The organism is Ruegeria sp. CH5 (genome assembly GCF_056537025.1).
The window spans coordinates 327,420-348,265 of the sequence record NZ_JBQFQT010000005.1 but is presented as its reverse complement, the minus strand read 5'-3'; the positions used below and the strand labels follow the sequence as shown (position 1 = coordinate 348,265).

At 62.7% G+C, this 20,846-nt stretch carries 21 protein-coding genes; 10 read left to right on the top strand and 11 right to left on the bottom strand.

All coding sequences use genetic code 11. The annotated features are described in order from the left end of the window. Window positions 1-156: 156 nt before the first annotated feature. Window positions 157-1,989, bottom strand: coding sequence for a dihydroxy-acid dehydratase (gene ilvD, locus ACR0JC_RS16675; RefSeq protein WP_170343186.1), 1,833 nt, complete (start codon window positions 1,987-1,989; stop codon window positions 157-159). 105 nt (window positions 1,990-2,094) lie between these two features. On the opposite strand from ilvD, the gene ACR0JC_RS16670 reads away from it, so the two are divergent. The 4 genes from ACR0JC_RS16670 (at window position 2,095) to ACR0JC_RS16655 (ending at window position 5,069) form a co-directional block, all read left to right on the top strand. Further along, window positions 2,095-2,658: a helix-turn-helix domain-containing protein gene (locus tag ACR0JC_RS16670; RefSeq protein ID WP_170343185.1), complete on the top strand. Its 564-nt coding sequence runs from the start codon at window positions 2,095-2,097 to the stop codon at window positions 2,656-2,658. Between the two features lie 22 nt (window positions 2,659-2,680). After that, window positions 2,681-2,950 (top strand): CBU_0592 family membrane protein, encoded by a 270-nt coding sequence (locus ACR0JC_RS16665; RefSeq protein WP_170343184.1) that lies wholly within the window; start codon window positions 2,681-2,683, stop codon window positions 2,948-2,950. An 80-nt stretch (window positions 2,951-3,030) separates the two neighbouring features. Continuing rightward, window positions 3,031-3,885, top strand: a complete 855-nt coding sequence (gene sseA, locus ACR0JC_RS16660; RefSeq protein ID WP_170343183.1) for a 3-mercaptopyruvate sulfurtransferase — start codon at window positions 3,031-3,033, stop codon at window positions 3,883-3,885. After that, window positions 3,885-5,069 carry an amino acid aminotransferase gene (locus ACR0JC_RS16655; protein WP_170343182.1) on the top strand — a complete coding sequence of 395 codons (1,185 nt, stop codon included), beginning with the start codon at window positions 3,885-3,887 and terminating at the stop codon, window positions 5,067-5,069. Before sseA ends, ACR0JC_RS16655 begins: the two co-directional genes overlap by 1 nt. Window positions 5,070-5,136: 67 nt before the next feature. Here the strand turns inward: ACR0JC_RS16655 and ACR0JC_RS16650 are convergent, their stop codons facing one another. After that, the gene (locus tag ACR0JC_RS16650; protein ID WP_093963690.1) at window positions 5,137-6,465 is read right to left on the bottom strand and encodes an ammonium transporter; all 1,329 of its coding nucleotides are present in this window, start codon (window positions 6,463-6,465) and stop codon (window positions 5,137-5,139) included. Window positions 6,466-6,499: 34 nt separating this feature from the next. After that, window positions 6,500-6,838, bottom strand: coding sequence for a P-II family nitrogen regulator (locus ACR0JC_RS16645; protein ID WP_093963790.1), 339 nt, complete (start codon window positions 6,836-6,838; stop codon window positions 6,500-6,502). A 255-nt stretch (window positions 6,839-7,093) separates the two neighbouring features. On the opposite strand from ACR0JC_RS16645, the gene ACR0JC_RS16640 reads away from it, so the two are divergent. Then, the gene (locus ACR0JC_RS16640) at window positions 7,094-9,280 is read left to right on the top strand and encodes a transglycosylase domain-containing protein (RefSeq protein WP_170343181.1); all 2,187 of its coding nucleotides are present in this window, start codon (window positions 7,094-7,096) and stop codon (window positions 9,278-9,280) included. A 48-nt stretch (window positions 9,281-9,328) separates the two neighbouring features. On the opposite strand, the gene leuB is transcribed toward ACR0JC_RS16640, so the two are convergent. Both leuB and ACR0JC_RS16630 read right to left on the bottom strand, forming a co-directional pair. Continuing rightward, the gene (gene leuB / locus ACR0JC_RS16635; protein ID WP_480763996.1) at window positions 9,329-10,432 is read right to left on the bottom strand and encodes a 3-isopropylmalate dehydrogenase; all 1,104 of its coding nucleotides are present in this window, start codon (window positions 10,430-10,432) and stop codon (window positions 9,329-9,331) included. 143 nt (window positions 10,433-10,575) lie between these two features. Continuing rightward, window positions 10,576-11,469 (bottom strand): LysR family transcriptional regulator, encoded by an 894-nt coding sequence (locus ACR0JC_RS16630; RefSeq protein ID WP_170343180.1) that lies wholly within the window; start codon window positions 11,467-11,469, stop codon window positions 10,576-10,578. Window positions 11,470-11,565: 96 nt separating this feature from the next. Between ACR0JC_RS16630 and ACR0JC_RS16625 the strand changes: the two genes are divergently transcribed. Beyond that, on the top strand, window positions 11,566-12,477 hold the full coding sequence (locus tag ACR0JC_RS16625) for a Rossmann-fold NAD(P)-binding domain-containing protein (protein ID WP_170343179.1): 912 nt from the start codon (window positions 11,566-11,568) through the stop codon (window positions 12,475-12,477). Here the strand turns inward: ACR0JC_RS16625 and ACR0JC_RS16620 are convergent. The 5 genes from ACR0JC_RS16620 to leuC all read right to left on the bottom strand — a co-directional run bounded on the left by ACR0JC_RS16620 (window position 12,472) and on the right by leuC (window position 17,323). Next, window positions 12,472-13,518 (bottom strand): endonuclease/exonuclease/phosphatase family protein, encoded by a 1,047-nt coding sequence (locus ACR0JC_RS16620; protein WP_170343178.1) that lies wholly within the window; start codon window positions 13,516-13,518, stop codon window positions 12,472-12,474. The two genes, ACR0JC_RS16625 and ACR0JC_RS16620, sit on opposite strands and share 6 nt — an antisense overlap. Next, on the bottom strand, window positions 13,515-14,345 hold the full coding sequence (locus tag ACR0JC_RS16615) for a hypothetical protein (protein ID WP_093963685.1): 831 nt from the start codon (window positions 14,343-14,345) through the stop codon (window positions 13,515-13,517). The genes ACR0JC_RS16620 and ACR0JC_RS16615 overlap by 4 nt, the downstream gene beginning before the upstream one ends. A 332-nt stretch (window positions 14,346-14,677) precedes the next feature. After that, a complete protein-coding gene (gene leuD, locus ACR0JC_RS16610; protein ID WP_170343177.1) occupies window positions 14,678-15,283 on the bottom strand; it encodes a 3-isopropylmalate dehydratase small subunit in 606 nt (201 codons plus the stop codon). Window positions 15,284-15,326: 43 nt separating this feature from the next. Beyond that, window positions 15,327-15,881, bottom strand: a complete 555-nt coding sequence (locus ACR0JC_RS16605) for an HdeD family acid-resistance protein (protein WP_170343176.1) — start codon at window positions 15,879-15,881, stop codon at window positions 15,327-15,329. A 38-nt stretch (window positions 15,882-15,919) separates the two neighbouring features. Further along, the gene (gene leuC / locus ACR0JC_RS16600) at window positions 15,920-17,323 is read right to left on the bottom strand and encodes a 3-isopropylmalate dehydratase large subunit (RefSeq protein WP_170343175.1); all 1,404 of its coding nucleotides are present in this window, start codon (window positions 17,321-17,323) and stop codon (window positions 15,920-15,922) included. 266 nt (window positions 17,324-17,589) lie between these two features. On the opposite strand from leuC, the gene ACR0JC_RS16595 reads away from it, so the two are divergent. The 4 genes from ACR0JC_RS16595 to ACR0JC_RS16580 all read left to right on the top strand — a co-directional run bounded on the left by ACR0JC_RS16595 (window position 17,590) and on the right by ACR0JC_RS16580 (window position 20,481). Beyond that, window positions 17,590-18,951 carry a mechanosensitive ion channel family protein gene (locus tag ACR0JC_RS16595; protein ID WP_170343174.1) on the top strand — a complete coding sequence of 454 codons (1,362 nt, stop codon included), beginning with the start codon at window positions 17,590-17,592 and terminating at the stop codon, window positions 18,949-18,951. A gap of 164 nt (window positions 18,952-19,115) precedes the next feature. Beyond that, window positions 19,116-19,475, top strand: coding sequence for a ribosome silencing factor (rsfS, locus tag ACR0JC_RS16590; RefSeq protein ID WP_093963679.1), 360 nt, complete (start codon window positions 19,116-19,118; stop codon window positions 19,473-19,475). Between the two features lie 44 nt (window positions 19,476-19,519). After that, a complete protein-coding gene (gene rlmH, locus ACR0JC_RS16585; protein WP_170343173.1) occupies window positions 19,520-19,990 on the top strand; it encodes a 23S rRNA (pseudouridine(1915)-N(3))-methyltransferase RlmH in 471 nt (156 codons plus the stop codon). 5 nt (window positions 19,991-19,995) lie between these two features. After that, on the top strand, window positions 19,996-20,481 hold the full coding sequence (locus tag ACR0JC_RS16580) for a flavodoxin family protein (protein ID WP_170343172.1): 486 nt from the start codon (window positions 19,996-19,998) through the stop codon (window positions 20,479-20,481). Between the two features lie 3 nt (window positions 20,482-20,484). On the opposite strand, the gene ACR0JC_RS16575 is transcribed toward ACR0JC_RS16580, so the two are convergent. Continuing rightward, window positions 20,485-20,832, bottom strand: a complete 348-nt coding sequence (locus ACR0JC_RS16575) for a hypothetical protein (protein WP_170343171.1) — start codon at window positions 20,830-20,832, stop codon at window positions 20,485-20,487. Between the last annotated feature and the right edge of the window lie 14 nt (window positions 20,833-20,846).

Here is a 20,846-nt window from a genome sequence, read left to right as displayed (position 1 = left end):
CGAGACATCTCCTCTGGTTGGGCCGGGCGCCGCGCACAGCGCGGCGCCCGGCCCAAGACTGAAGGAGGCAGCGGCGCAGCCGATGGGTCCTGTCAGGCGCGGGAGCACTTCGGTTTCAGGCAACGGACCGGCCCGCATGACGCGGGCCGTCAGCGTTCAGACCTGACGCACCGCGCCTTTTGCAGCGCTGGTGGCCAGCTTGGCATAGGCCTTCAGTGCCGTGGACACCTTGCGCTTGCGCGGTGCAGCGGGAACCCAGCCCTTTTCGTCCTGGACTTCTCTGCGGGCTGCCAGCTCTTCGTCGGACACGGCCAGGTGGATCGAGCGGTTGGGGATGTCGATTTCGATCGTGTCCCCGTTCTGCACCAGACCGATCTCACCGCCTTCGGCCGCCTCGGGCGAGACGTGCCCGATCGACAGACCCGAAGTGCCGCCTGAGAAGCGACCGTCGGTCAGCAGCGCACAGGCTTTGCCCAGACCTTTGGACTTCAAGTACGAGGTCGGGTACAGCATCTCCTGCATACCAGGCCCGCCGCGGGGCCCTTCATAGCGGATCACGACCACGTCGCCTTCCTTGACCTTGCCGGTCAGGATGTCGTTCACCGCCTGGTCCTGGCTTTCGCAGACATAGGCGGTGCCGGTGAATTTCAGGATGTTCTCGTCCACACCCGCGGTCTTCACGATGCAGCCGTCGCGCGCGATGTTGCCGAACAGCACGGCCAGACCGCCATCCTGGCTGAACGCATGGTCCTGAGACCGGATCACGCCGTTTGCCCGGTCGGTGTCCAGTTCCTTGTAGCGGTTCGACTGGCTGAACGCCTGGGTCGTCCGCACGCCGCCGGGGGCGGCCTTGAACAGCTCCTGCGCCTTGGGGTTGTTGGTCACCGTGATGTCCCAGTTGGCGATGGCCTCGGCCATGCTGGCCGAATGCACCGTGCAGCAGTCGTCATGCAGCAGGCCGGCGCGGCTCAACTCACCCAGGATCGAGAAGATGCCACCCGCGCGATGCACGTCCTCCATGTGGACGTTTTCGGTGTTGGGCGCGACCTTGCACAGGCAGGGCACCTTGCGGCTGAGCCGGTCCATGTCGGACATGGTGAAATCCACCCCGCCCTCATGCGCGATGGCCAGCAGGTGCAGCACCGTGTTGGTCGAGCCGCCCATGGCGATGTCCAGGCTCATGGCGTTCTCGAAGGCCTCGAAGGTCGCGATTTCGCGCGGGAGGAAGCCTTTTTCGTTCAGCTCATAGTGACGCTTGGTGATTTCGACGATGCGGCGGCCGGCCTCCAGGAACAGCTCCTTGCGGTCGGCATGGGTGGCCAGGGTCGAGCCATTGCCCGGCAGCGCCAGACCCAGCGCCTCGGCCAGGCAGTTCATCGAGTTCGCGGTGAACATGCCCGAGCACGATCCGCAGGTGGGGCAGGCGTTTTCTTCGATATGCTTGACCTGCTCGTCGGTGTACTTGTCATCGGCGGCGGCGACCATGGCGTCGACCAGGTCGATCTTCTTCACATCCAGATCGGCGATGTCGATCTTGCCGGCTTCCATCGGCCCGCCCGAGACGAAGATGGCCGGGATGTTCAGGCGCATCGCTGCCATCAGCATGCCCGGGGTGATCTTGTCGCAGTTCGAGATGCAGACCATCGCATCGGCGCAGTGTGCGTTGACCATGTATTCGACGCTGTCGGCGATGATCTCGCGCGAGGGCAGCGAATACAGCATCCCGTCATGGCCCATGGCGATTCCGTCATCGACGGCGATGGTGTTGAACTCTTTGGCTACACCGCCGGCGGCCTCAACCTCGCGGGCGACCATCTGACCCAGATCCTTGAGGTGGACATGGCCCGGCACGAATTGCGTGAACGAGTTGACGATGGCGATGATCGGCTTGCCGAAATCGTCGTCGCCCATCCCGGTGGCGCGCCACAGGCCGCGGGCACCGGCCATGTTGCGGCCATGGGTCGAAGTTCTGGATCGGTACATTGGCATGATGCTGTTTCCCTTTTGCCCGGTTGCAAAACCAGTGTTGCGTGCGTTATAGCGCACGTAGCACATGTGCGTTATAACGCACAAGGTAAATCGCGGGACTTGGCCATGGAATCGGACGACATCACCCTGAAACTCAGAGACGTCCGGGCGGCATCGGGGCTGAGCCTGGCCAAAGCGGCCGATTTGACCGGAGTCAGCAAGGCCATGCTGGGCCAGATCGAGCGCGGCGAATCAAGCCCCACCATCGCGACGCTGTGGAAGATCGCCAAGGGGTTCCAGATGCCGCTGAGCGCATTGATCGGAACCGGCGCCCTGCGTGATCCGGCAGATGCGGCCCGGTTCCGCACCGTGACCTTTCCCGGCAGTCTGAAGGTCAAGATCGTCTTTCCCTTCGACCCGGTTCTGGGGGCCGAGACCTTTCACGTCGAACTGGACCCCAATCAGTGCCACGAATCCCCCGCCCATGCCGCCGGCGTGACCGAGGAAGTCTTCGTCCTGAGCGGCGCGCTCGAGGTGCTGCGGAACGGCGAATGGGTGCCGCTGAGCGCGGGCCAGGGGTTGCGCTTTCCGGCCGACTTGCCGCATGGCTATCGCGCCGGTCCCGAGGGCGCGGCCTTCTTGAACATGCATCACTACGGACACCGGCCTGCGACCGCTGCGGTCGGGTGATACGGCGGAAAGGGACAACCTGATGGCGGAATTCCTGAACGGCCTGACGCTGGCCGATGGCATCGGGTCCTTCGGGGCGCTGATCGTGGTTGCGGCTTATTTCGCAACACAGATGCGGATGATGAATTCCGACGATCTGGCCTTTCCGGTGGTCAACCTCGTCGGCTCGGTGCTGATCGCCTATTCGCTGCTGCAGAACTTCAACCTGGCCTCGATGCTGATCGAAAGTTTCTGGATCGCCATCAGCGTGATCGGCATCATCCAGCATTTCCGCCTGCGACGGGCGCGATAGGGCCGCAGGGACCCGATCCAGCCTTGAACCCGCACCTTTGCGCGTATAGGGAAATCCCTGCGCGTAAAGGGGAGGCTTTGATGCTGGACGATCCAAAAACCCTGGTTTCCACCGAGTGGCTTGCCGCCCACCTCAAGGACCCGGATCTGCGGATCCTCGACGCCTCGTGGTACCTGCCGCAGCAGGGGCGCGACGCCCGCGCCGAATACGAGGCTGGGCACATTCCCGGCGCGCGGTTCTTCGACATCGACGAGATCTCGGACCACCGCTCGGACCTGCCGCACATGGCGCCTCCGGTCGAGAAATTCATGTCGCGCCTGCGGGCCATGGGCGTGGGCGACGGTCATCAGGTCGTGGTCTATGACGGCGCGGGCCTGTTCTCGGCGGCGCGTGTCTGGTGGCTGTTCCGCCTGATGGGGCAAGAGAACATCGCCGTTCTGGACGGCGGCCTGCCCAAATGGGTTGCCGAAGGGCGCGAGATCGAGGATCTGCCCCCCGTCATCCGCGACCGCCACATGACCGTGCGGGTGCAGAACCACCTGGTCCGCGACGTGACCCAGGTCTCAGCCGCCGCCAAGCTGGCCGATCACGAAATCATCGATGCCCGCGCCGCCGACCGTTTTGCCGGATCGCAGCCCGAACCGCGCGAGGGGCTGCGGGCGGGGCACATCCCCGGTTCGCGCAACGTGCCCTTCGGACAATTGCTGAATGCCGATGGCACCATGAAATCGCCCGAGGACTGCCGCGCGGTGTTCGAAGCCGCAGGCGTCGATCTGTCGAAACCCGCCATCACCACCTGCGGGTCAGGCGTGACCGCCGCGATCCTCAGCCTTGCGCTCGAGCGCACGGGCAAGAAAGACCATTCGCTTTATGACGGCAGCTGGGCCGAATGGGGCGCCTTCCCGACCCTGCCCGTCGCAACCGGAGACTCCTGATGTTTGAAAACCTCAAGCCGCAGCCAGCCGACAAGATCCTGGCCCTGATGCAGATGTATCGCGAGGACCCGCGCGAGCAGAAGATTGATCTGGGTGTCGGCGTCTACAAAGACGCCAATGGGGTGACCCCAGTGATGCGGGCGGTCAAGGCCGCCGAGCAGCGGATCTGGGAAGAGCAGGACTCAAAGGCCTATACCGGGCTGGCCGGTGATCCGGTCTATGCCGATGCGATGATCAGCCTGATCCTCGGCACCAGCGTGCCGCGCGCCAACATCGCCGCCGTGGCCACCCCGGGCGGCACCGGTGCCTGCCGCCAGGCGTTCGAGCTGATCCGCATGGCCAACCGCTCGGCCCGGGTGTTCGTGTCGAACCCGACCTGGCCGAACCACATCTCGATCCTGAACTACCTGGGCATCGAAACCGTCGCCTACCGCTATTTCGACGAGGAAACCCGTGGCGTCGATTTCGACGGCATGATCGAGGACCTCAAGACCGCCAAGGCCGGCGACGTGGTGCTGCTGCATGGCTGCTGCCACAACCCGACCGGCGCCAACCTGAACATGGTCCAGTGGCAAGAGGTGGTGAACCTGATCAACGACCGTGGCTTGGTTGCGATGATCGACATCGCCTATCAGGGTTTTGGCGACGGTCTGAACGAGGATGCGCAGGCGACCCGGCTTGTCGCTTCGTCGGTCAAGGAATGCCTGATCGCGGCGTCCTGTTCGAAGAATTTCGGTGTCTACCGCGAGCGGACCGGCCTGCTGATGGCCGCCAGCGCCGATGCCGGCCAGACCACGCTGAACCAGGGCACGCTGGCGTTTCTGAACCGCCAGAACTACTCGTTCCCGCCGGATCACGGCGCGCGCGTGGTGACCACGATCCTGATGGATGAGGGTCTGCGCACCGATTGGATGGCCGAACTGGAAGAGGTGCGCCTGTCGATGCTGGGCCTGCGCCGCCAGCTGGCGGACGAGCTGCAGCGGCTGAGCGGATCGGACCGGTTCGGCTTCCTGGCCCAGCATCGCGGCATGTTCTCGCGCCTGGGCGCCGCGCCCGAGCTGGTCGAGAAGCTGCGGGTCGAGCACGGTATCTACATGGTCGGCGACAGCCGCATGAACATCGCCGGGTTGAACGAGGCCACCGTGCCGATCCTGGCCAAGGCCATCATCGACGTCGGCGTCTGAGATCAGGCATTTCAAAAAAGAAACCCGGGCACGAATGCCCGGGTTTTTTGTTTGGTTTGTAGACGGCTTAGCCCTTCGAGAACTCGGGATAGGCTTCCATGCCCAGTTCGCCCATGTCGAGGCCGTTGATCTCTTCTTCCTCGCCAACCCGCAGGCCGACAGTGGCCTTGAGGATCGAGAACAGGATGTAGCTGACCACGAAGACGAAGATCCCGATGGCCGCGAAGCCGATGATCTGGGTCACGAAGGACGCGTCGCCGTTGGTCCAGGCCACGATGAAGGTGCCCCAGAAGCCTGCGATCAGGTGAACCGGGATGGCGCCGACCACGTCGTCGATCTTCATCTTGTCCAGCAGCGGCACGGTGTAGACCACGATTACGCCACCGATGCCGCCGATGATCAGCGCCTGGAACAGCGAGGGTGCCAGCGGTTCGGCGGTGATCGAGACCAGCCCGGCCAGCGCACCGTTCAGCACCATGGTCAGGTCGACCTTGCCGTACATCACCTGGGTGAGGATCAGGGCAGCGACGGCGCCGGCGGCTGCGGCCATGTTGGTGTTGGCGAAGATGCGGCTAATGTCAGCCATGTCGCCGATCGTGCCCATGGCCAGCTGCGAGCCGCCATTGAAGCCGAACCAGCCCAGCCACAGGATGAACGTACCCAGGGTGGCAAGCGCCAGGTTCGAGCCTGGGATCGGAACGACCTTGCCGTCCTTGCTGTACTTGCCGATCCGGGGGCCCAGCACGATGGCACCGGCCAGTGCGGCAAAGCCACCTGCGGCATGCACCAGGGTCGAGCCCGCGAAATCGCTGAAGCCCATTTCGGACAGCCAGCCGCCGCCCCACTGCCACGAGGCTTCGATGGGGTAGATGACACCGGTCAGGACGATCACGAAGATGAAGAAGGGCCACAGCTTGACCCGCTCGGCCATGGTGCCCGACACGATCGAGGCGGTGGTGGCACAGAACATCAGCTGGAAGAAGAAGTCCGAACCGACCGACGCATAGGACAGATCGGTTTCGACGCCATCAAGGCCGACCGGTTCCAGCGAGGTGGGCGAGAAGGCGCCCAGAATGCCGGTGATGGTCCAGCCGTCGCCCGGATACATCAGGTTGAAGCCGACCAGCCAGTACATGATGGCGGCAAAGGAAAACAGGCCGATGTTCTTGACCAGCTGCATCGCCACGTTCTTGGAGCGCACCAGACCGGCCTCGAGCATGGCAAAGCCCGCGGCCATCCAGAACACCAGGAAGCCGCCCATCAGGAACAGCAGTGAGGTCAGGATGTATTGCGTATGCTGCGCGGTTTCGCCGGTTGCGGCGGCCTCCTGCGCCAGGCCCATCTGCGGCAGCGCGACGATCGCGGCGGCAGGGATGAGTGATTTCATCAGGTTCATGTTCAGTCCTCGAATGATTGTCGGTCGTGGCGCCTTACAGCGCCTCCTCGTTGAGTTCCCCGGTCCGCACGCGCAGGGCCTGCTCGACATCGAGGACGAAAATCTTGCCGTCGCCGATCTTGCCGGTCTTGGCGGTTTTGGTGATGGTCTCGACGATCTGGTCGGTCATCGCGGCGGGCACCACGATTTCCAGCTTGATCTTGGGCACGAAGTTCACCGCGTATTCGGCGCCTCTATAGATTTCGGTGTGACCGGATTGCGAGCCGAAGCCCTTGATCTCGGTCACCATCATGCCGCGCACGCCCGCCTCGGTCAGTGCCTCGCGCACCTCCTCGAGCTTGAACGGCTTGATTGTCGCAATGATCAGTTTCACGTCTTTCCCCTCTTCTGTTCCGGTGGGTCCGGCTTTGCACCTGCAGAAAAAGAGCCCGACATGGCCGCGCAAGGAACGATTTCGGCAAAAAGACGCTGGGGAAGAGGGGTAAAGTTGCACATTTTTTGCACAAAGACGGCAAAGTGATTAAAAAATACGCAAGTGTGAGAGGGGAATTCGCGCTATTTCACACCTCTACATGGGCGCGACAGCGCGGTATGGTGCCACAAAAGCAAAAACGGGCAGAGTTTGAGCATGACTGAGTCCAAGCGTCGAAAACCGCTGGTGGCGGACAAACGGTATCCGTCCGGAGGCCGCAAGACCTCGTCCGCCAAGCGGTCGGCGAAACCGGCGGGCAAGAAGGCGACGGCGCGCAAGACCACGACCCGAAAGACCAGCCGCAAGGCCCGGCGCAAACGTTCGGGAGGCGGGCAGGGCGGCTTCTTTCGCAGGCTGTTTCGCTGGATAGGGCGCCTGATCTGGGGGCTGACCTGGCGGGTGGGTGCGATAGCCGCTCTGCTGCTGGCGCTTGCCGTTGGGGTTGTCTACTCCACCCTGCCCGAGGTCGATGCCCTGCTGGACGGACGCGCACGCGGGTCGGTCACGATGCTGGACCGGGACGGCAAGGTCTTTGCATGGCGCGGAGATCAGTTTGGCGGCGTTATCACCACCGACACCGTGTCGCCGCATCTGAAGAATGCGGTTGTCGCGACCGAGGACAAGCGGTTTTACCGTCACTTCGGCGTAAGCCCGCGCGGCATTGCCAGTGCGGTGAAAATCAACCTGTCCGAGGGGCGTGGCCCACTGTCGGGGCACGGCGGTTCGACCATCACCCAGCAGACGGCCAAGCTGCTGTGTCTGGGCGTCCCGTACGACCCGACTGAGTGGGAATCGGAAGCGGCGTACGAGGCCGACTGCCGCCAGGGGTCGCTGTGGCGCAAGGCCAAGGAAGCGATCTACGCGATGGCGATGGAGGTCAAATACTCCAAGGACGAGATCCTGACCATCTATCTGAACCGGGCGTTTCTGGGGGCCGGGGCCCGCGGGTTTGAGGCGGCCAGCCAGCGCTATTTCGGCAAGTCCGCCGCCGAGGTGGACCCGGCCGAGGCGGCGATGCTGGCGGGGCTGCTGGTGGCGCCCACGCGTTATGCGCCCACCAACAACCTGCAACGCTCGCAGGACCGGGCCAAGGTGGTCATCAGCCTGATGGAGGATCAGGGTTACCTGACCACGTCACAGGCAACCGCGGCGCGCAACAACCCGGCCGAGTTGTCCGAGGCCGCCGCCGCCCGTGCTGGCGGGTATTTTGCCGACTGGGTCATGGCCAGCGGCCCCGAATTCTTTACCCGCAACACCACCGAGGACGTGGTGATCAAGACCACGCTGGACCAGCGGATCCAGCAGGCGGCCGAAGCGGCGCTGAAACAGGTGTTCGACGAAAAGGTCAGTGAAGGCTCAAAAGCGCAGGCCGCGATCGTGGTGATGTCGGCCGATGGTGCGGTCCGGGCCATGGTGGGTGGGCGCAAGACCAAGGTGTCGGGTGCGTTCAACCGTGCGACGCAGGCGCTGCGCCAGACCGGATCTTCGTTCAAACCCTTCGTCTATGCCACCGCGCTGGAACTGGGCTATTCGCCACTGGCCACGGTGGTGGACGAGCCCTATTGCATCGACATCCCGGGGTCCGGCCAGTGGTGCCCCAAGAACTATACCAACAAGTTCTACGGCCGCGTGACCCTGGCGGATGCGCTCAAGAACTCGCTGAACATCCCAGCCGTCAAGGTGGCCGAGGTTGCCGGGCTGGACAATGTGCGCACGGTGGCTAGCGGGTTCGGGATCGAAAGCGATCTGGCGGCGGGCCCTGCGCTGGCGCTGGGCGCCTCGGAAAGCACGCTGATCGAAATGACTGGCGCCTATGCCGGTATCCTGAATGGTGGCTCGTCCGTGGAGCCGTACGGCCTGACCGAGTTGAAACTGCTGGGTGATGATGCCCCGATGATGGTGACAACGACCGGGATTGGCGAGCGAGTGATCCGAGACGAAGCTGCCAAGCAACTGACCTGGATGATGGAACGCGTGGTATCCGAGGGAACTGGACAACGCGCCAAGTTGCCGGGATGGCAGGTTGCAGGCAAAACAGGCACGACCCAGGCCGCCCGGGATGCGTGGTTCATCGGCTTTACCGCGGACTATGTGGCCGGTGTCTGGATGGGCTATGACGACAACACACCGTTGTCGGGCGTGACCGGCGGTGGGCTGCCAGCCGAGATTTGGAAGGAAACCATGGTGCGGGTCACCGAAGGTATGACTCCGACCCCGCTGCCGATGCTGGCTCCGGCCGCTCCGGTCCAGACGACTCAGCAATCCCAGCCACGCCGCAGGCAGCAGGGTGGCTTTGCCAAGGCCGTCGACAGTCTGTTGAAGGATCTCTTTGGCGGCAATTAGACCGCAGATGATCAGACGGGCGGCGTTGGGCGCCGCCCGGATCAGTCGTTACAGGCTTTCGTCCAGCGCGGCGACGATCGCATCGCCCATTTCGCTGGTCGAAACCGGCTGAACGCCTGCTTCGGCCAGCAGATCAGCCGTGCGGACACCATCGGCCAGAACCTTTTCGACCGCGGCTTCCAGGCGATCGGCCTCGGCGCCTTGGTCAAAGCTGTAGCGCAGCGCCATTGCAAAGCTGAGGATACAGGCGATCGGGTTGGCCTTGCCCTGGCCGGCGATGTCGGGGGCCGAGCCGTGGACGGGCTCGTACAGCGCCTTGGGCCGGCCATTGGCCATCGGTGCGCCCAGCGAAGCCGAGGGCAGCATGCCCAGCGATCCGGTCAGCATTGCAGCGCAATCAGACAGGATGTCGCCGAACAGGTTGTCGGTCAGGATTACGTCGAACTGCTTGGGTGCGCGCACCAGCTGCATGGCGCCGTTGTCGGCATACATATGGCTCAGCTCGACCTCGGGGTAATCCTTGCCGACGCGGGTCACCACCTCGCGCCACAGGATGCCCGATTCCATCACGTTGGCCTTCTCCATCGAGCACAGCTTCTTGTTGCGGCGCATCGCCAGTTCGAAGGCCGAGCGCGCGGCGCGTTCGATCTCGGATTCGGTGTAGCGCTGCGTGTTGATGCCCACGCGCTCGTTGCCTTCCTCGAAGATACCGCGCGGCTCGCCGAAATAGACGCCCGAGGTCAGTTCGCGCACGATCATGATGTCGAGGCCGGCAACCACGTCCTTTTTCAGCGACGAGAAATCGGCCAGCGCGTCAAAGCACTGGGCCGGGCGCAGGTTCGAATACAGGTCCATCTCCTTGCGCAGGCGCAGCAGGCCGCGCTCGGGCTTCACGCTGAAATCCAGATCGTCGTATTTCGGGCCGCCCACGGCGCCCAGCAGAACCGCGTCGACCTCTTGCGCCTTGGCCATCGTCTCGTCCGACAGGGGCTTGCCGTGCACGTCATAGGCGGCACCGCCGACCAGATCCTCGCTCACGTCGAATTCAAGGCCGCGCTTGGCGCCGAACCAGCCGATGATCTTGCGCACTTCGGCCATGACTTCGGGGCCAATTCCGTCTCCGGGCAGGATGAGGAGCGAGGGGTTGGACATGAACGGTCTCCTTGCGTTTTTCAGCATCGGGCCTAGCGTTTGCGGTGCATCTGGTCAATGAGGCGTTCTGGCCAAAATGCGCAGATTCAGGGCCGTACAGCGCGAAATACGCCGCTGAACATGCGCCGGGCACCCGATCTGGGTTACAAGCTGGCTTTCAGCCCTTCTGCCAGCAGGTCCCAGACCCGGCGAATGCGCGGCGTCTGCCGCATGGCCTGCGGCGCAGCCAGCCAGACCGGCAGGACCGGGATATCCACATCCAACGGCAGAATTTCCACCGCTGGATCAGCCTCGGCCACTTGAACCTGGCTGAAACCGATGCCGCAACCCGCACGGATCAACTCCCAATAGGCGCTTTGAAGGTCGCAACGGGTGGCAAAGTTTTCCTTGCTGGCAGGCCAACCCTTGGCCTGCATTTTCGAGATGATCAGGTCGTTGGAGTCGAATCCCACCAGGTCATGCTGAAACAACTCTTCGGGGGTGGTTGGCCGACCGACGCGGTCCAGATACGACCGGGCTGCGCAGAAACACAACGGTACGTCGCCCAGATGCCGGGTCACGATATCGACCTGCTCGGGGCGGTACATGCGAACTGCGATATCAGCTTCGCGGAACAGCAGGTTCTCGCTGGTGTCGGTGGCGACCAGTTCCAGCTGGATCGAAGGTTCTTGCCTGCGGATGTCCGCCAGAATGGACGGCAGGATATGGTGCGATGCGAAGACCGACGCGGTGATGCGGACCGTACCGCCCAGCTGTTGCGACTGCCCGGCGGCGGCCAGGCTCAGCTGACGCATGGCCGCGTGCATCTGTTGCGCCATCGGCAGCAATTGCTGGCCGGCGGCGCTGAGCTTGAGGCCTCGCGCATGGCGATCGAACAGCGACACGCCCAAATCCGTCTCGAGCGCCTGCACCTGGCGACCAAGCGTCGGCTGACTGCGCCCCAGTTCCCGCGCGGCCGCCGACAACGATCCCGTTTCCGCAACTGCCAGAAAGCTCTGCACCAAAGACCAATCAGAAAGTGCCAAGGTTTTATCCATGCGCAGATGAATACATGCTCTGCGTTTTTCGGCAATTCCCAAAGGTGAGTGAATGGATATCATTTGTTCAACCGCCAGGGCTGACAGGAGGTTGCGATGACGGGAAAGGCGCTGATTCTGGGATCTTCGGGGCGTTTTGGCCGCAATGCCGCAGACGCGTTTCAAGCGGCCGGATGGACGGTGCGGGGATTTGACCGCGCGAGGGATGATCTGTCCACCGCAGCCCGGGGTGCGGATGTCATCGTGAATGGCTGGAACCCGCCATACACCGAGTGGGCGCGGCAGGTGCCGGATTTGCACGCTCAGGTCATCGGTGCGGCGAAGGCAACCGGGGCGACCGTGATCGTGCCCGGGAACGTTTATGTTTTCGGGGCCGACACGCCTGGGCCGTGGGCGGCAGATACGCCGCATCTTGCAACCAACCCTCTGGGCCAGATTCGGATCCGTATGGAGGAGTCCTATCGGTCGTCGGGCGTGCGCACCGTGATCCTGCGCGCCGGGGATTTCCTTGACACGCAAGCCTCTGGCAATTGGTTCGACCAGATCATGATCAAGCCGCTGGCCAAGGGGCGTTTCGTCTATCCCGGCGACCCTGACATTGCCCATGCCTGGGCCTACCTGCCGGATCTGGCCCGCGCTGCGGTTCAGTTGGCCGAGATGCGGGATGCCTTGCCGCGCTATTGCGACATTCCTTTTACCGGATACACGTTGACCGGCCGCCAATTGGCACAGGCCTTGTCGGAAGTGACCGGGGCTCCTGTGCGCCTGAAGCAGATGAACTGGTGGCCAATTGTTCTGGCCCAGCCGTTCTGGAAACTGGCCCCGCATCTGCTTGAGATGCGCTATCTGTGGGACACGCCGCACCGCTTGGATGGCTCGTTCTTCGACTCGTTGATCAGCGATTTCGCATCCACGCCGCTGCACGAGGCATTGAAAACCGCTGTGTCTGAGCTGTCGCATGACAGCCCGCGAACCACGGACGTGGATCGAGTTCAGGGCCTGTCATAGGCCCGGCGGCATGTCAGGGTGTGACAGGTCAACCCAAATCAGGCGATGTCGGCTGGCCTTGCGGGCCGCGGCAAGGGGCACGCCTTTGGCATCGGTCCAGTGGATGCCGGCGTTTTCAACCACCCAGTCGACCGATGGCAGCAGATAGTCAACACGCCGTTCGCCCACCGCTTTCCAAACCACCGTTACAGCCGAGCCTGCGCCATCCACGGGTTGCGGATCCTGCAGGCTGGGGTGCTGTAACAGATCGCGGATGGCTTTATTGCGCCCTTCGCCCAGGTTCGGGTCAAGATTGGCGTCACCGGCAATGATGAAACGACTTTTCGGGGCTGGACCCAGCCCGCCGTCAAGCAACACCGACCACAGCCGGATCTCATCGCGATTGCGCAATCCGTTGCGATCCTCAGGCCCGTCAAAGACAGGAGGGGTGGCGTGAAAGGTCATCAGGTTCAGGCGGCCTTGAGGTGTCTCCACTGGCACGATCCAATGGGTGGTCGACGACAGGCGCTGAACAGCGTGGGCCTGTTCGGACGGGAAAGGCAACCCGCCACGGGTGGGTAGCGTCGCGCCGGGTAGGTCCTTCCACAGCAGTACCGAGAGGTCACGAACCTCATCCTTTGCGATTGGATAACGGGACAGCACTGCCAGCCCGCCATTCCCGGTGAAACGGCCCCATCCCTGGGCGTCCCCGGGTCCGCCCCGTTCTCCGTCCCCGTTCAGATCAAGCGACGTCATCAGCCCCGAGTTGGGCTGACCAGCGAAGAGATGCGGGTAATCCAGCCCTGCCGCGCGCAACCGATCAGCCAGAGCGGACAGGGCCAGGTTGTCATGGTCCCAGTCGATACCTTGCAGGGCCAGAACATCGGGGGCAGTGGCGGTCAGAACGTCAATCACGGCCTGCACCTGGGGATCATCACGCCGAAGATCACGCAACAGCAGGCCCGGACCTTTCCGGCCTAGCTCAGCATTGAAGCTGGCAACGCGCACTGGCTCTGCCTGCGCCGCAAACGGCAGCAACAGCAGAACAAGAATACGGATCATGCGGTTTGGGTCGTCTCGGCGGTCGAGTAGGCGCGGCGTTTTTCCACGATCAGCCCGGCAATGCGCAGGGTTGCCATCCCGCGCATGATCATGCTGGCCGGCAGGAAAGCCCACGCGCTCATGGTCCAGATCAACGTCTGCGGATTGGACAACGACAGCGGATCAATGAAATCCGTGAGCAGCTTGATCAGGGCCGGAATCAGGAACGGTAGCAGAACGCCGACCGAGATGTTCAACCGACCGTCGCGCTGCAGGCGAGTCACCACGTCTCCACCCTTGGTGGGGTCGAACAGGGGCAGGTTGGTCCAGACATTGAATGCCCCATTGCCAGTGGGCCATCCACGCAGTTTGACCGCATAGGCAAAGCTGGCGATCGTGACCAAAGCGGCGACATAGGCGACACTTGCCGTTATGCGTACCAACTCGACCAGGGGTTGGCTCGCGTCAGCAGGCAGCATCAACACCACCAGGCGGACAGGTGAATAGGGGAAGTCCACGACATTCGCGACCGCCAGGCCGACCGAATACACGGTGCTGGTCAGTTCCGTCGGCGCATAGGCGTTCTTGCAGATCAAGGTCAGGAACGAGATCATCGACATCAGGCCGACAAAGCGCAGCCTGTTCACGGGTGGCGCATCGCGGAATTCAATAAAGCTGGGAAAGGCCGAGTTGTATTCGGCGAAGGTCAGGATGAATGCGAGGATTGCCAGAAAGACAACGATCTCGGTCCCGTTGGACGTTGATGCGGGCAGATACAATGCGGGTGTCAGCACCAGAAGTGCCACCAACAATCCCCGTATCGCAGCCCCTGTTGTGCGAGCAATCACTATCCGAACCCTTTCCAAACCGGACCAGTCGATTCTTCGCCGACTTGGTTCCAACTTGATGCCCGCCAATCTCGATATTTGGCGGATGCCCCTTTAGCGCCATCATTGGCGATAAGCGGCATTTCGCTCAAGCCGAGGTGCAGAAAACACGTGATTTCGGGCAAAAAGATGGCGAAACTGGTGCGGCTTTGCATCATTCACGTCGCAAATTCGACGTGTAATGGAAATGGTTCTCTACATGTTGTGGTTGCTTTGACTTTAACCCCAAGAATGCGAACGGGGCCGCCTTGGCGACCCCGTCAGGTTGAGTATCCACAGGTTCATCCCCAGAATCACACCCAGGGGCGCGCCTGTCCGGCATGGGATTCGAACGTGTCGATGTGGTGGTCTTTTTCCATCGTCAGGCCGATATCGTCCAGACCGTTCAGCAGGCAATGCTTGCGGTGCGGGTCGATATCAAACTCGATCACGACGCCGTCCGAGGTGACGATCTGCTGATCTTCCAGATGCACGGTCATACGTGCGTTCTCGCCCTTGTGGGCATCCTCCATCAGAATGACGTGGTGGTGTTCTTCGACCACGATGGGCAGGATGCCGTTCTTGAAGCAGTTGTTGAAGAAGATGTCGGCGAAGCTGGTCGAGATGACCACCTTGATACCGAAATCCTTGATCGCCCAAGGCGCGTGTTCCCGAGATGAGCCGCACCCGAAGTTGTCGCCGGCCACCAGAATCTCTGCGTTGCGATAAGCGGGTTTGTTCAGGACGAACTCTTCGTTCTCGCGCCCGTCATCGTGATAGCGCATCTCGTCGAACAGGACGACGCCGAGGCCGGACCGTTTGATCGTTTTCAGATGCACCTTGGGAATGATCATATCGGTGTCGATATTGATCAGGGGCATGGGGGCTGCCACACCGTGGACTTTTTCAAACTTTTCCATGTTCACACTCCTGCGGGAGAGGTCAGGCCCCATGCCCCGCGTTTCAAGCTTGTTGAGCTTCTGTTGTTTCGTCTTTGGGCGCGTTCTTGACGAAGAACGCCATGAAGACCAATCCGAACCCGTTGAACAGCATCTCGATGCCCAGCAGGATGCCCAGCAACTGGAACAGCACCGCCGGTTCCGAGCTTGCATAAGACCAGATGATGCCTGCCAGGATGATCGACAAGATGCCCGAGATCAGGGTTGGCCAGAAAAATGACGTGCCTCGCATCTGAAACGAGAGAATGATCCGTGCGATCCCGCCTGCCATGAACAAGATAAGCACCACTGTTGCCAGCGTCAGAGTGCCTGCCAGCGGATGGTCCAGAAACGACCAGCCCAGGAACAGCATGACCGCACCCATGATGAAGGCCAGGATCTTGTTTCCGGTTCCTTCGACGGTGAAACCGCCGACAACCTGCAGAACACCGGACACCAGCAAAAGGACGCCGGTGACCACGGTCACTGCCACGGATGCCACAACCGGTGCGCCCAGCACGAATATGCCGAACACGATCGATAGAAGCCCCATCAGGAGCCATTTGACCCATTCACTCATTTCAGTCTCTCCCTCAAATATCTAGATATGAGGGGACCTTACATCAATTCACGCACATCTGTCAGCTTTCCCGTGATTGCCGCAGCGGCAGCCATCGCGGGGCTCAGCAGATGGGTGCGTCCGCCGCGGCCCTGACGGCCCTCGAAATTGCGGTTCGAGGTGGCGGCGCAACGCTCGCCCGGGGTCAGCTGGTCGGGGTTCATGGCCAGGCACATCGAACAGCCCGCAAGGCGCCATTCGAAGCCGGCCTGCTTGAAGATGTCGGCGATGCCTTCCTCTTCGGCCTGCGCGCGGACAAGGCCCGAGCCGGGCACGACCATGGCGCGGATGCCGTCCTTGATCTTTTTGCCCTTCAGTATCTCGGCAGCGGCGCGCAGGTCCTCGATCCGGCCGTTGGTGCAGGAGCCGATGAAGACCGTGTCGATCTCGATGTCGCTCAGTTTCTGGCCCGGCTTGAGCCCCATGTATTCGATCGAGCGGCGCGCGGCCTCGACCTTGCCGCCCTCGAAATCCTCGGGGTTGGGCACGGTCGCGGTGATCGGCAGAACGTCTTCGGGGCTGGTGCCCCAGGTAACCACGGGGGCGATTTCTTCGCCGCGGATGGTGACGACCTTGTCCCAATGGGCGTCGTCATCGGAATAGAGCGTCTTCCACCAGGCCAGGGCGGCCTCCCACTGCGCGCCCTTGGGAGCGTGCGGGCGGCCCTTGACGTATTCGAACGTCTTTTCGTCCGGCGCGATCAGGCCGGCGCGGGCGCCGCCCTCGATGGCCATGTTGCAGACGGTCATGCGGCCTTCCATCGACAGGTCGCGGATCGCTTCGCCGCAATATTCGATCACATAGCCGGTGCCGCCGGCGGTGCCGGTTTCGCCGATCACGGCCAGAGTGATGTCCTTGGCGGTCACGCCCGGCTGCAGTTTGCCGGTGATCTCGACCTTCATGTTCTTGGACTTTTTCTGGATCAGAGTCTGGGTGGCCAGAACATGCTCGACCTCGGAGGTGCCGATGCCGTGGGCCAGCGCGCCGAACGCGCCGTGGGTGGCGGTGTGGCTGTCGCCGCAGACCACGGTCATGCCCGGCAGGGTCCAGCCCTGTTCGGGGCCGACGATGTGGACGATGCCCTGACGGATATCATTCACCGGGTAGTAGTGAATGCCGAATTCGCGGGCGTTTTTGTCCAGCGCTTCGACCTGAATGCGCGACTCGGGGTTTTCGATCCCGTTCACGCGGTCGGGCGTGGTGGGTACGTTGTGGTCCGGCACGGCGATGGTCTTTTCCGGCGCGCGCACCTTGCGGCCTGCCATGCGCAGGCCTTCGAACGCCTGCGGGCTGGTGACTTCGTGCACCAGGTGGCGGTCGATATAAAGCAGGCAGGTGCCATCGTCGGCTTCGTGCACGACATGGGCATCCCAGATCTTGTCATAGAGTGTTTTGGGGGACATCGGTCCTCTCCCGTCTGTATTGAGAAATGCTGGCGAGTGGCTGGGCGCCGATTATAGGCGGGCCAGAACCGTGCGGGCGGCCCCGAAGAACCGTTCACGCAGGCGCGCGCGGTCTTGCAGGTTGGGAGCAGGGGCCTGATGGAATCTCATGCGATCCAGATATATCGCGCCCCCTCGTCAATCAAGGCTCAATCCGCGTCCCGCGACAGGTCGGTGGGCCTTGCAAGCCGCCACATTGCTGTTCAATCTGGCGGCAGGAGACGCGCATGGACAATGATTTGATCCCAAGTTCGATTTCAGAGCTGTTCGACAACATGGCCGAGGCCTTTCTGTTGCAGCTTGGGAACCTGGTCGAGCTGATCGTGACTCCGGGGTGGCGGCAGTATCAGATCGCCATCATCCTGGGGCTGGTGGCGCTGTCCTTCCTTTTGACTCTGCTGACAAAAGGCCGGTGGGAAGCCTGGGCGCGGGCGCGCAGCGGATGGCCCAAATGGCGGTTGCGGGTTCTGGTTCAGCTGATGCAGCGGATGACGCTGGTCTACTTCGTCGTGCTGGCTTGGGGCGTTTATCTGGTGATGCAGCAGGTCACCTGGCCATCGCGCAGTTACATCATCGGTGTTCTGGCAACGCTGGCAACCGCGTGGCTGGCGATCGCGCTGATTTCGCGACTGGTCCGCAACCGGACGATTCGGCGCATCTTCCGCTGGTCGATGTGGATCTACGCCACGCTGGTCGCGCTGAGTCTGACCGATGACGTCGCCGAGTTTCTGGACGGCGTGGCGATTTCGATCGGCAGCCTTCACATCTCGGCATTGGGGATTCTCAAGGCCATTCTGCTGATCGGCACGTTGTTGGTGCTGGCGCGGCTTGGTACCCGGGCGGCTGAACGCGGGCTGAAAAGCAATGACGACATCTCGCCCTCGATGCAGGTGCTGCTGGCCAAGGGGATCCAGGTCGCGTTTTACGGGCTGGTCTTTCTGGTCGGGATCCGGACGCTGGGATTCGACCTGACCGGGATCGCGCTGTTGTCCGGTGCGGTTGGCGTCGGTATCGGCTTCGGCCTGCAGAAGGTCGTGTCGAACCTGATCTCGGGGATCATCATCCTGATGGACCGGTCGATCAAGCCGGGCGACGTGATCTCGCTGGGCGACACGTTCGGTTGGATCAACGCGCTGGGCGCCCGCTACGTCTCGGTCGTCACCCGCGACGGGCGCGAATACCTGATCCCGAACGAGGATCTGATTACCGGGCAGGTGGTGAACTGGTCCCATTCCGACGAGTTCGTCCGCCTAGATCTGACCTTCGGCACCAGCTACGGCGACGACCCGCACAAGGTGCGCGAGACCGCCGTGCGAACGGTGAAATCAGTCAAACGCGTTCTGAGCGGCGGCAAGCACGAACCGGTCTGCCATATCACCGGGTTCGGAGACAGCAGCGTCGATTACGTGCTGCGGTTCTGGATCCGGGACCCGACGGCCGGCCTGACCAACATCCGCGGCAATGTCTATCTGGCGCTGTGGGATGCATTCCAGGCCGAGGGCATCTCGATCCCCTTCCCGCAGCGCGAAGTGCGCCTGCTGGGGCAGGGTGCCACCGACACCGCTGTGCCACATCTGGACACGGATTGATCAACCCCGTGCCATCAGCGGTTGCCGTTCATTGAAATGTTGCAATTGCCTTGCTACCTTAATAGTACCCCGGCGCCGGGGTTACACGGCGCTTTAGCAAGGAGGACCATGTCCTGTCTCTACACACACAGGCGGGTTTGCCCGCCGATGAAGGGGCCGCTGTGATGGCCCGCTCTCAGTCAATCAGCGACAAGCTGCTTGAACGCATCCTTTCCTCACTTTCCGATGACAAGGCCGAAGATGTTGTGCAGATCAACCTGCAGGGCAAGTCTTCGGTGGCCGACTACATGGTCATCGCTTCGGGCCGGTCGACGCGTCAGGTGTCGGCGATGGCAGAAAAGCTGACGGATCGCATCAAGCAGGAATTCGGTTTCACCTCGAAGGTCGAAGGCAAGGATGCCGGTGACTGGGTGCTGATCGATACGGGCGATGTGATCGTCCATATCTTCCGCCCCGAAGTGCGCGAATTCTACCAGCTGGAAAAGATGTGGCTGCCTCAGGGCGGCAGCGCCTCGGCGAACTGAGGCGCCATCCCGGCCCGTATTAAAGGGCCGGCGGCGAGAGCGACATGCGTATCAGCATTTGTGCGGTCGGGCGATTGCGTGCCGGACCGGAGAAGACCCTGCTTGACGACTATCTGACCCGTTTCGACCGGACCGGCCGCGGCCTGGGCCTTGGGCCTGCGCGCGTGATCGAGGTCGAAGACAAGAAAAACGCCGGTATGGGCGCCGAGGCCGGCTTGCTGCGCAAGGCGCTGCCCGCTGGCGCGGTGATCTGCACATTGGACGAGCGGGGAAAGGTGATTGCTTCCCCCGATTTCGCGCGGAAGCTGGCCGGGTGGCGAGACATGGGCCGGCAGGATCTGGCCTTTGTCATCGGTGGCGCCGACGGGATCGACCCGGCGCTGCGGGCTGAGGCTGATTTTTCGATTTCTTTCGGCGCGATGGTCTGGCCGCATATGCTGGTCCGGGTGATGCTGTCCGAACAACTCTATCGTGCCGCGACGATCCTGTCGGGCGGCCCGTACCATCGGGCCTGACCGCCGTGGCCCGTCTGCTGATCGTCTACCATTCCCGCACCGGCGGCAGCCGGCAGATGGCCGAGGCGGCCGCACGGGCGGCCGGCGCCGAGGCCGAGGTCAGCCTGAAACCCGCCGACCAGGCGGGGCCCGACGATCTGCTCGCGGCCGACGGATACATCTTTTGCGCGCCCGAGAACCTGGCGGCGCTGTCAGGCGTCATGAAGGACTTCTTCGACCGATGCTACTATCCGGTTCTGGGCCGGATCGAGGGGCGGCCCTATGCGCAGATGATCTGCGCCGGGTCCGACGGTCAGAACGCGGCGCGGCAACTGGCACGCATCGCCACCGGTTGGCGTTTGAAAGAGGTGCAGCCGCCCCTCATCGTCTGCACCCATGCCCAGACGCCTGAGGCGATATTGGCGGAAAAGACCATCCCCGAGGATGAACTGGACAAATGTCGCGAGATCGGCGCGGCGCTGGGCGCCGGGTTGTCGCTGGGCGTGTTCTGACGATCAGTCCAGAGCCACAAGCGTGGTGTCCGCGTTCCAACCATCGACACTGCACCGGGCCTGTACCTGAACCTGACTCGCGCCTTCGGGGATCGCGACCCCGCCCAGCGATCGGGTAAAGGGCTGCTCGGTCTCGTGCGGGTGATGCAGCACCCGCATCCCCAGCTCGGTCCCGTCCATCGCCAGAACACGCCAGCCATCGGCATAGTGGTCCCACCCGGTATCGGGGTGGCGGATGGTCACGTCGAATCGCCAGGTCTCGCCCGTGCGCGTCGCGGTGACATTTTCGACCATCGGCGGGTCGGCGAGGGCCGGGGCGGCCAGAAGCAGGCAGGGGATCAGGTGTCGCATTTCGCCAGTCTATG

Coding starts and splice junctions, on each gene's coding strand:
- ilvD (WP_170343186.1), bottom strand. CDS start 1,989: ATGCCAATGTACCGATCCAGAACTTCGACCCATGGCCGCAACATGGCC.
- ACR0JC_RS16670 (WP_170343185.1), top strand. CDS start 2,095: ATGGAATCGGACGACATCACCCTGAAACTCAGAGACGTCCGGGCGGCA.
- ACR0JC_RS16665 (WP_170343184.1), top strand. CDS start 2,681: ATGGCGGAATTCCTGAACGGCCTGACGCTGGCCGATGGCATCGGGTCC.
- sseA (WP_170343183.1), top strand. CDS start 3,031: ATGCTGGACGATCCAAAAACCCTGGTTTCCACCGAGTGGCTTGCCGCC.
- ACR0JC_RS16655 (WP_170343182.1), top strand. CDS start 3,885: ATGTTTGAAAACCTCAAGCCGCAGCCAGCCGACAAGATCCTGGCCCTG.
- ACR0JC_RS16650 (WP_093963690.1), bottom strand. CDS start 6,465: ATGAACCTGATGAAATCACTCATCCCTGCCGCCGCGATCGTCGCGCTG.
- ACR0JC_RS16640 (WP_170343181.1), top strand. CDS start 7,094: ATGACTGAGTCCAAGCGTCGAAAACCGCTGGTGGCGGACAAACGGTAT.
- leuB (WP_480763996.1), bottom strand. CDS start 10,432: ATGTCCAACCCCTCGCTCCTCATCCTGCCCGGAGACGGAATTGGCCCC.
- ACR0JC_RS16630 (WP_170343180.1), bottom strand. CDS start 11,469: ATGGATAAAACCTTGGCACTTTCTGATTGGTCTTTGGTGCAGAGCTTT.
- ACR0JC_RS16625 (WP_170343179.1), top strand. CDS start 11,566: ATGACGGGAAAGGCGCTGATTCTGGGATCTTCGGGGCGTTTTGGCCGC.
- ACR0JC_RS16620 (WP_170343178.1), bottom strand. CDS start 13,518: ATGATCCGTATTCTTGTTCTGCTGTTGCTGCCGTTTGCGGCGCAGGCA.
- leuD (WP_170343177.1), bottom strand. CDS start 15,283: ATGGAAAAGTTTGAAAAAGTCCACGGTGTGGCAGCCCCCATGCCCCTG.
- ACR0JC_RS16605 (WP_170343176.1), bottom strand. CDS start 15,881: ATGAGTGAATGGGTCAAATGGCTCCTGATGGGGCTTCTATCGATCGTG.
- leuC (WP_170343175.1), bottom strand. CDS start 17,323: ATGTCCCCCAAAACACTCTATGACAAGATCTGGGATGCCCATGTCGTG.
- ACR0JC_RS16595 (WP_170343174.1), top strand. CDS start 17,590: ATGGACAATGATTTGATCCCAAGTTCGATTTCAGAGCTGTTCGACAAC.
- rsfS (WP_093963679.1), top strand. CDS start 19,116: ATGGCCCGCTCTCAGTCAATCAGCGACAAGCTGCTTGAACGCATCCTT.
- rlmH (WP_170343173.1), top strand. CDS start 19,520: ATGCGTATCAGCATTTGTGCGGTCGGGCGATTGCGTGCCGGACCGGAG.
- ACR0JC_RS16575 (WP_170343171.1), bottom strand. CDS start 20,832: ATGCGACACCTGATCCCCTGCCTGCTTCTGGCCGCCCCGGCCCTCGCC.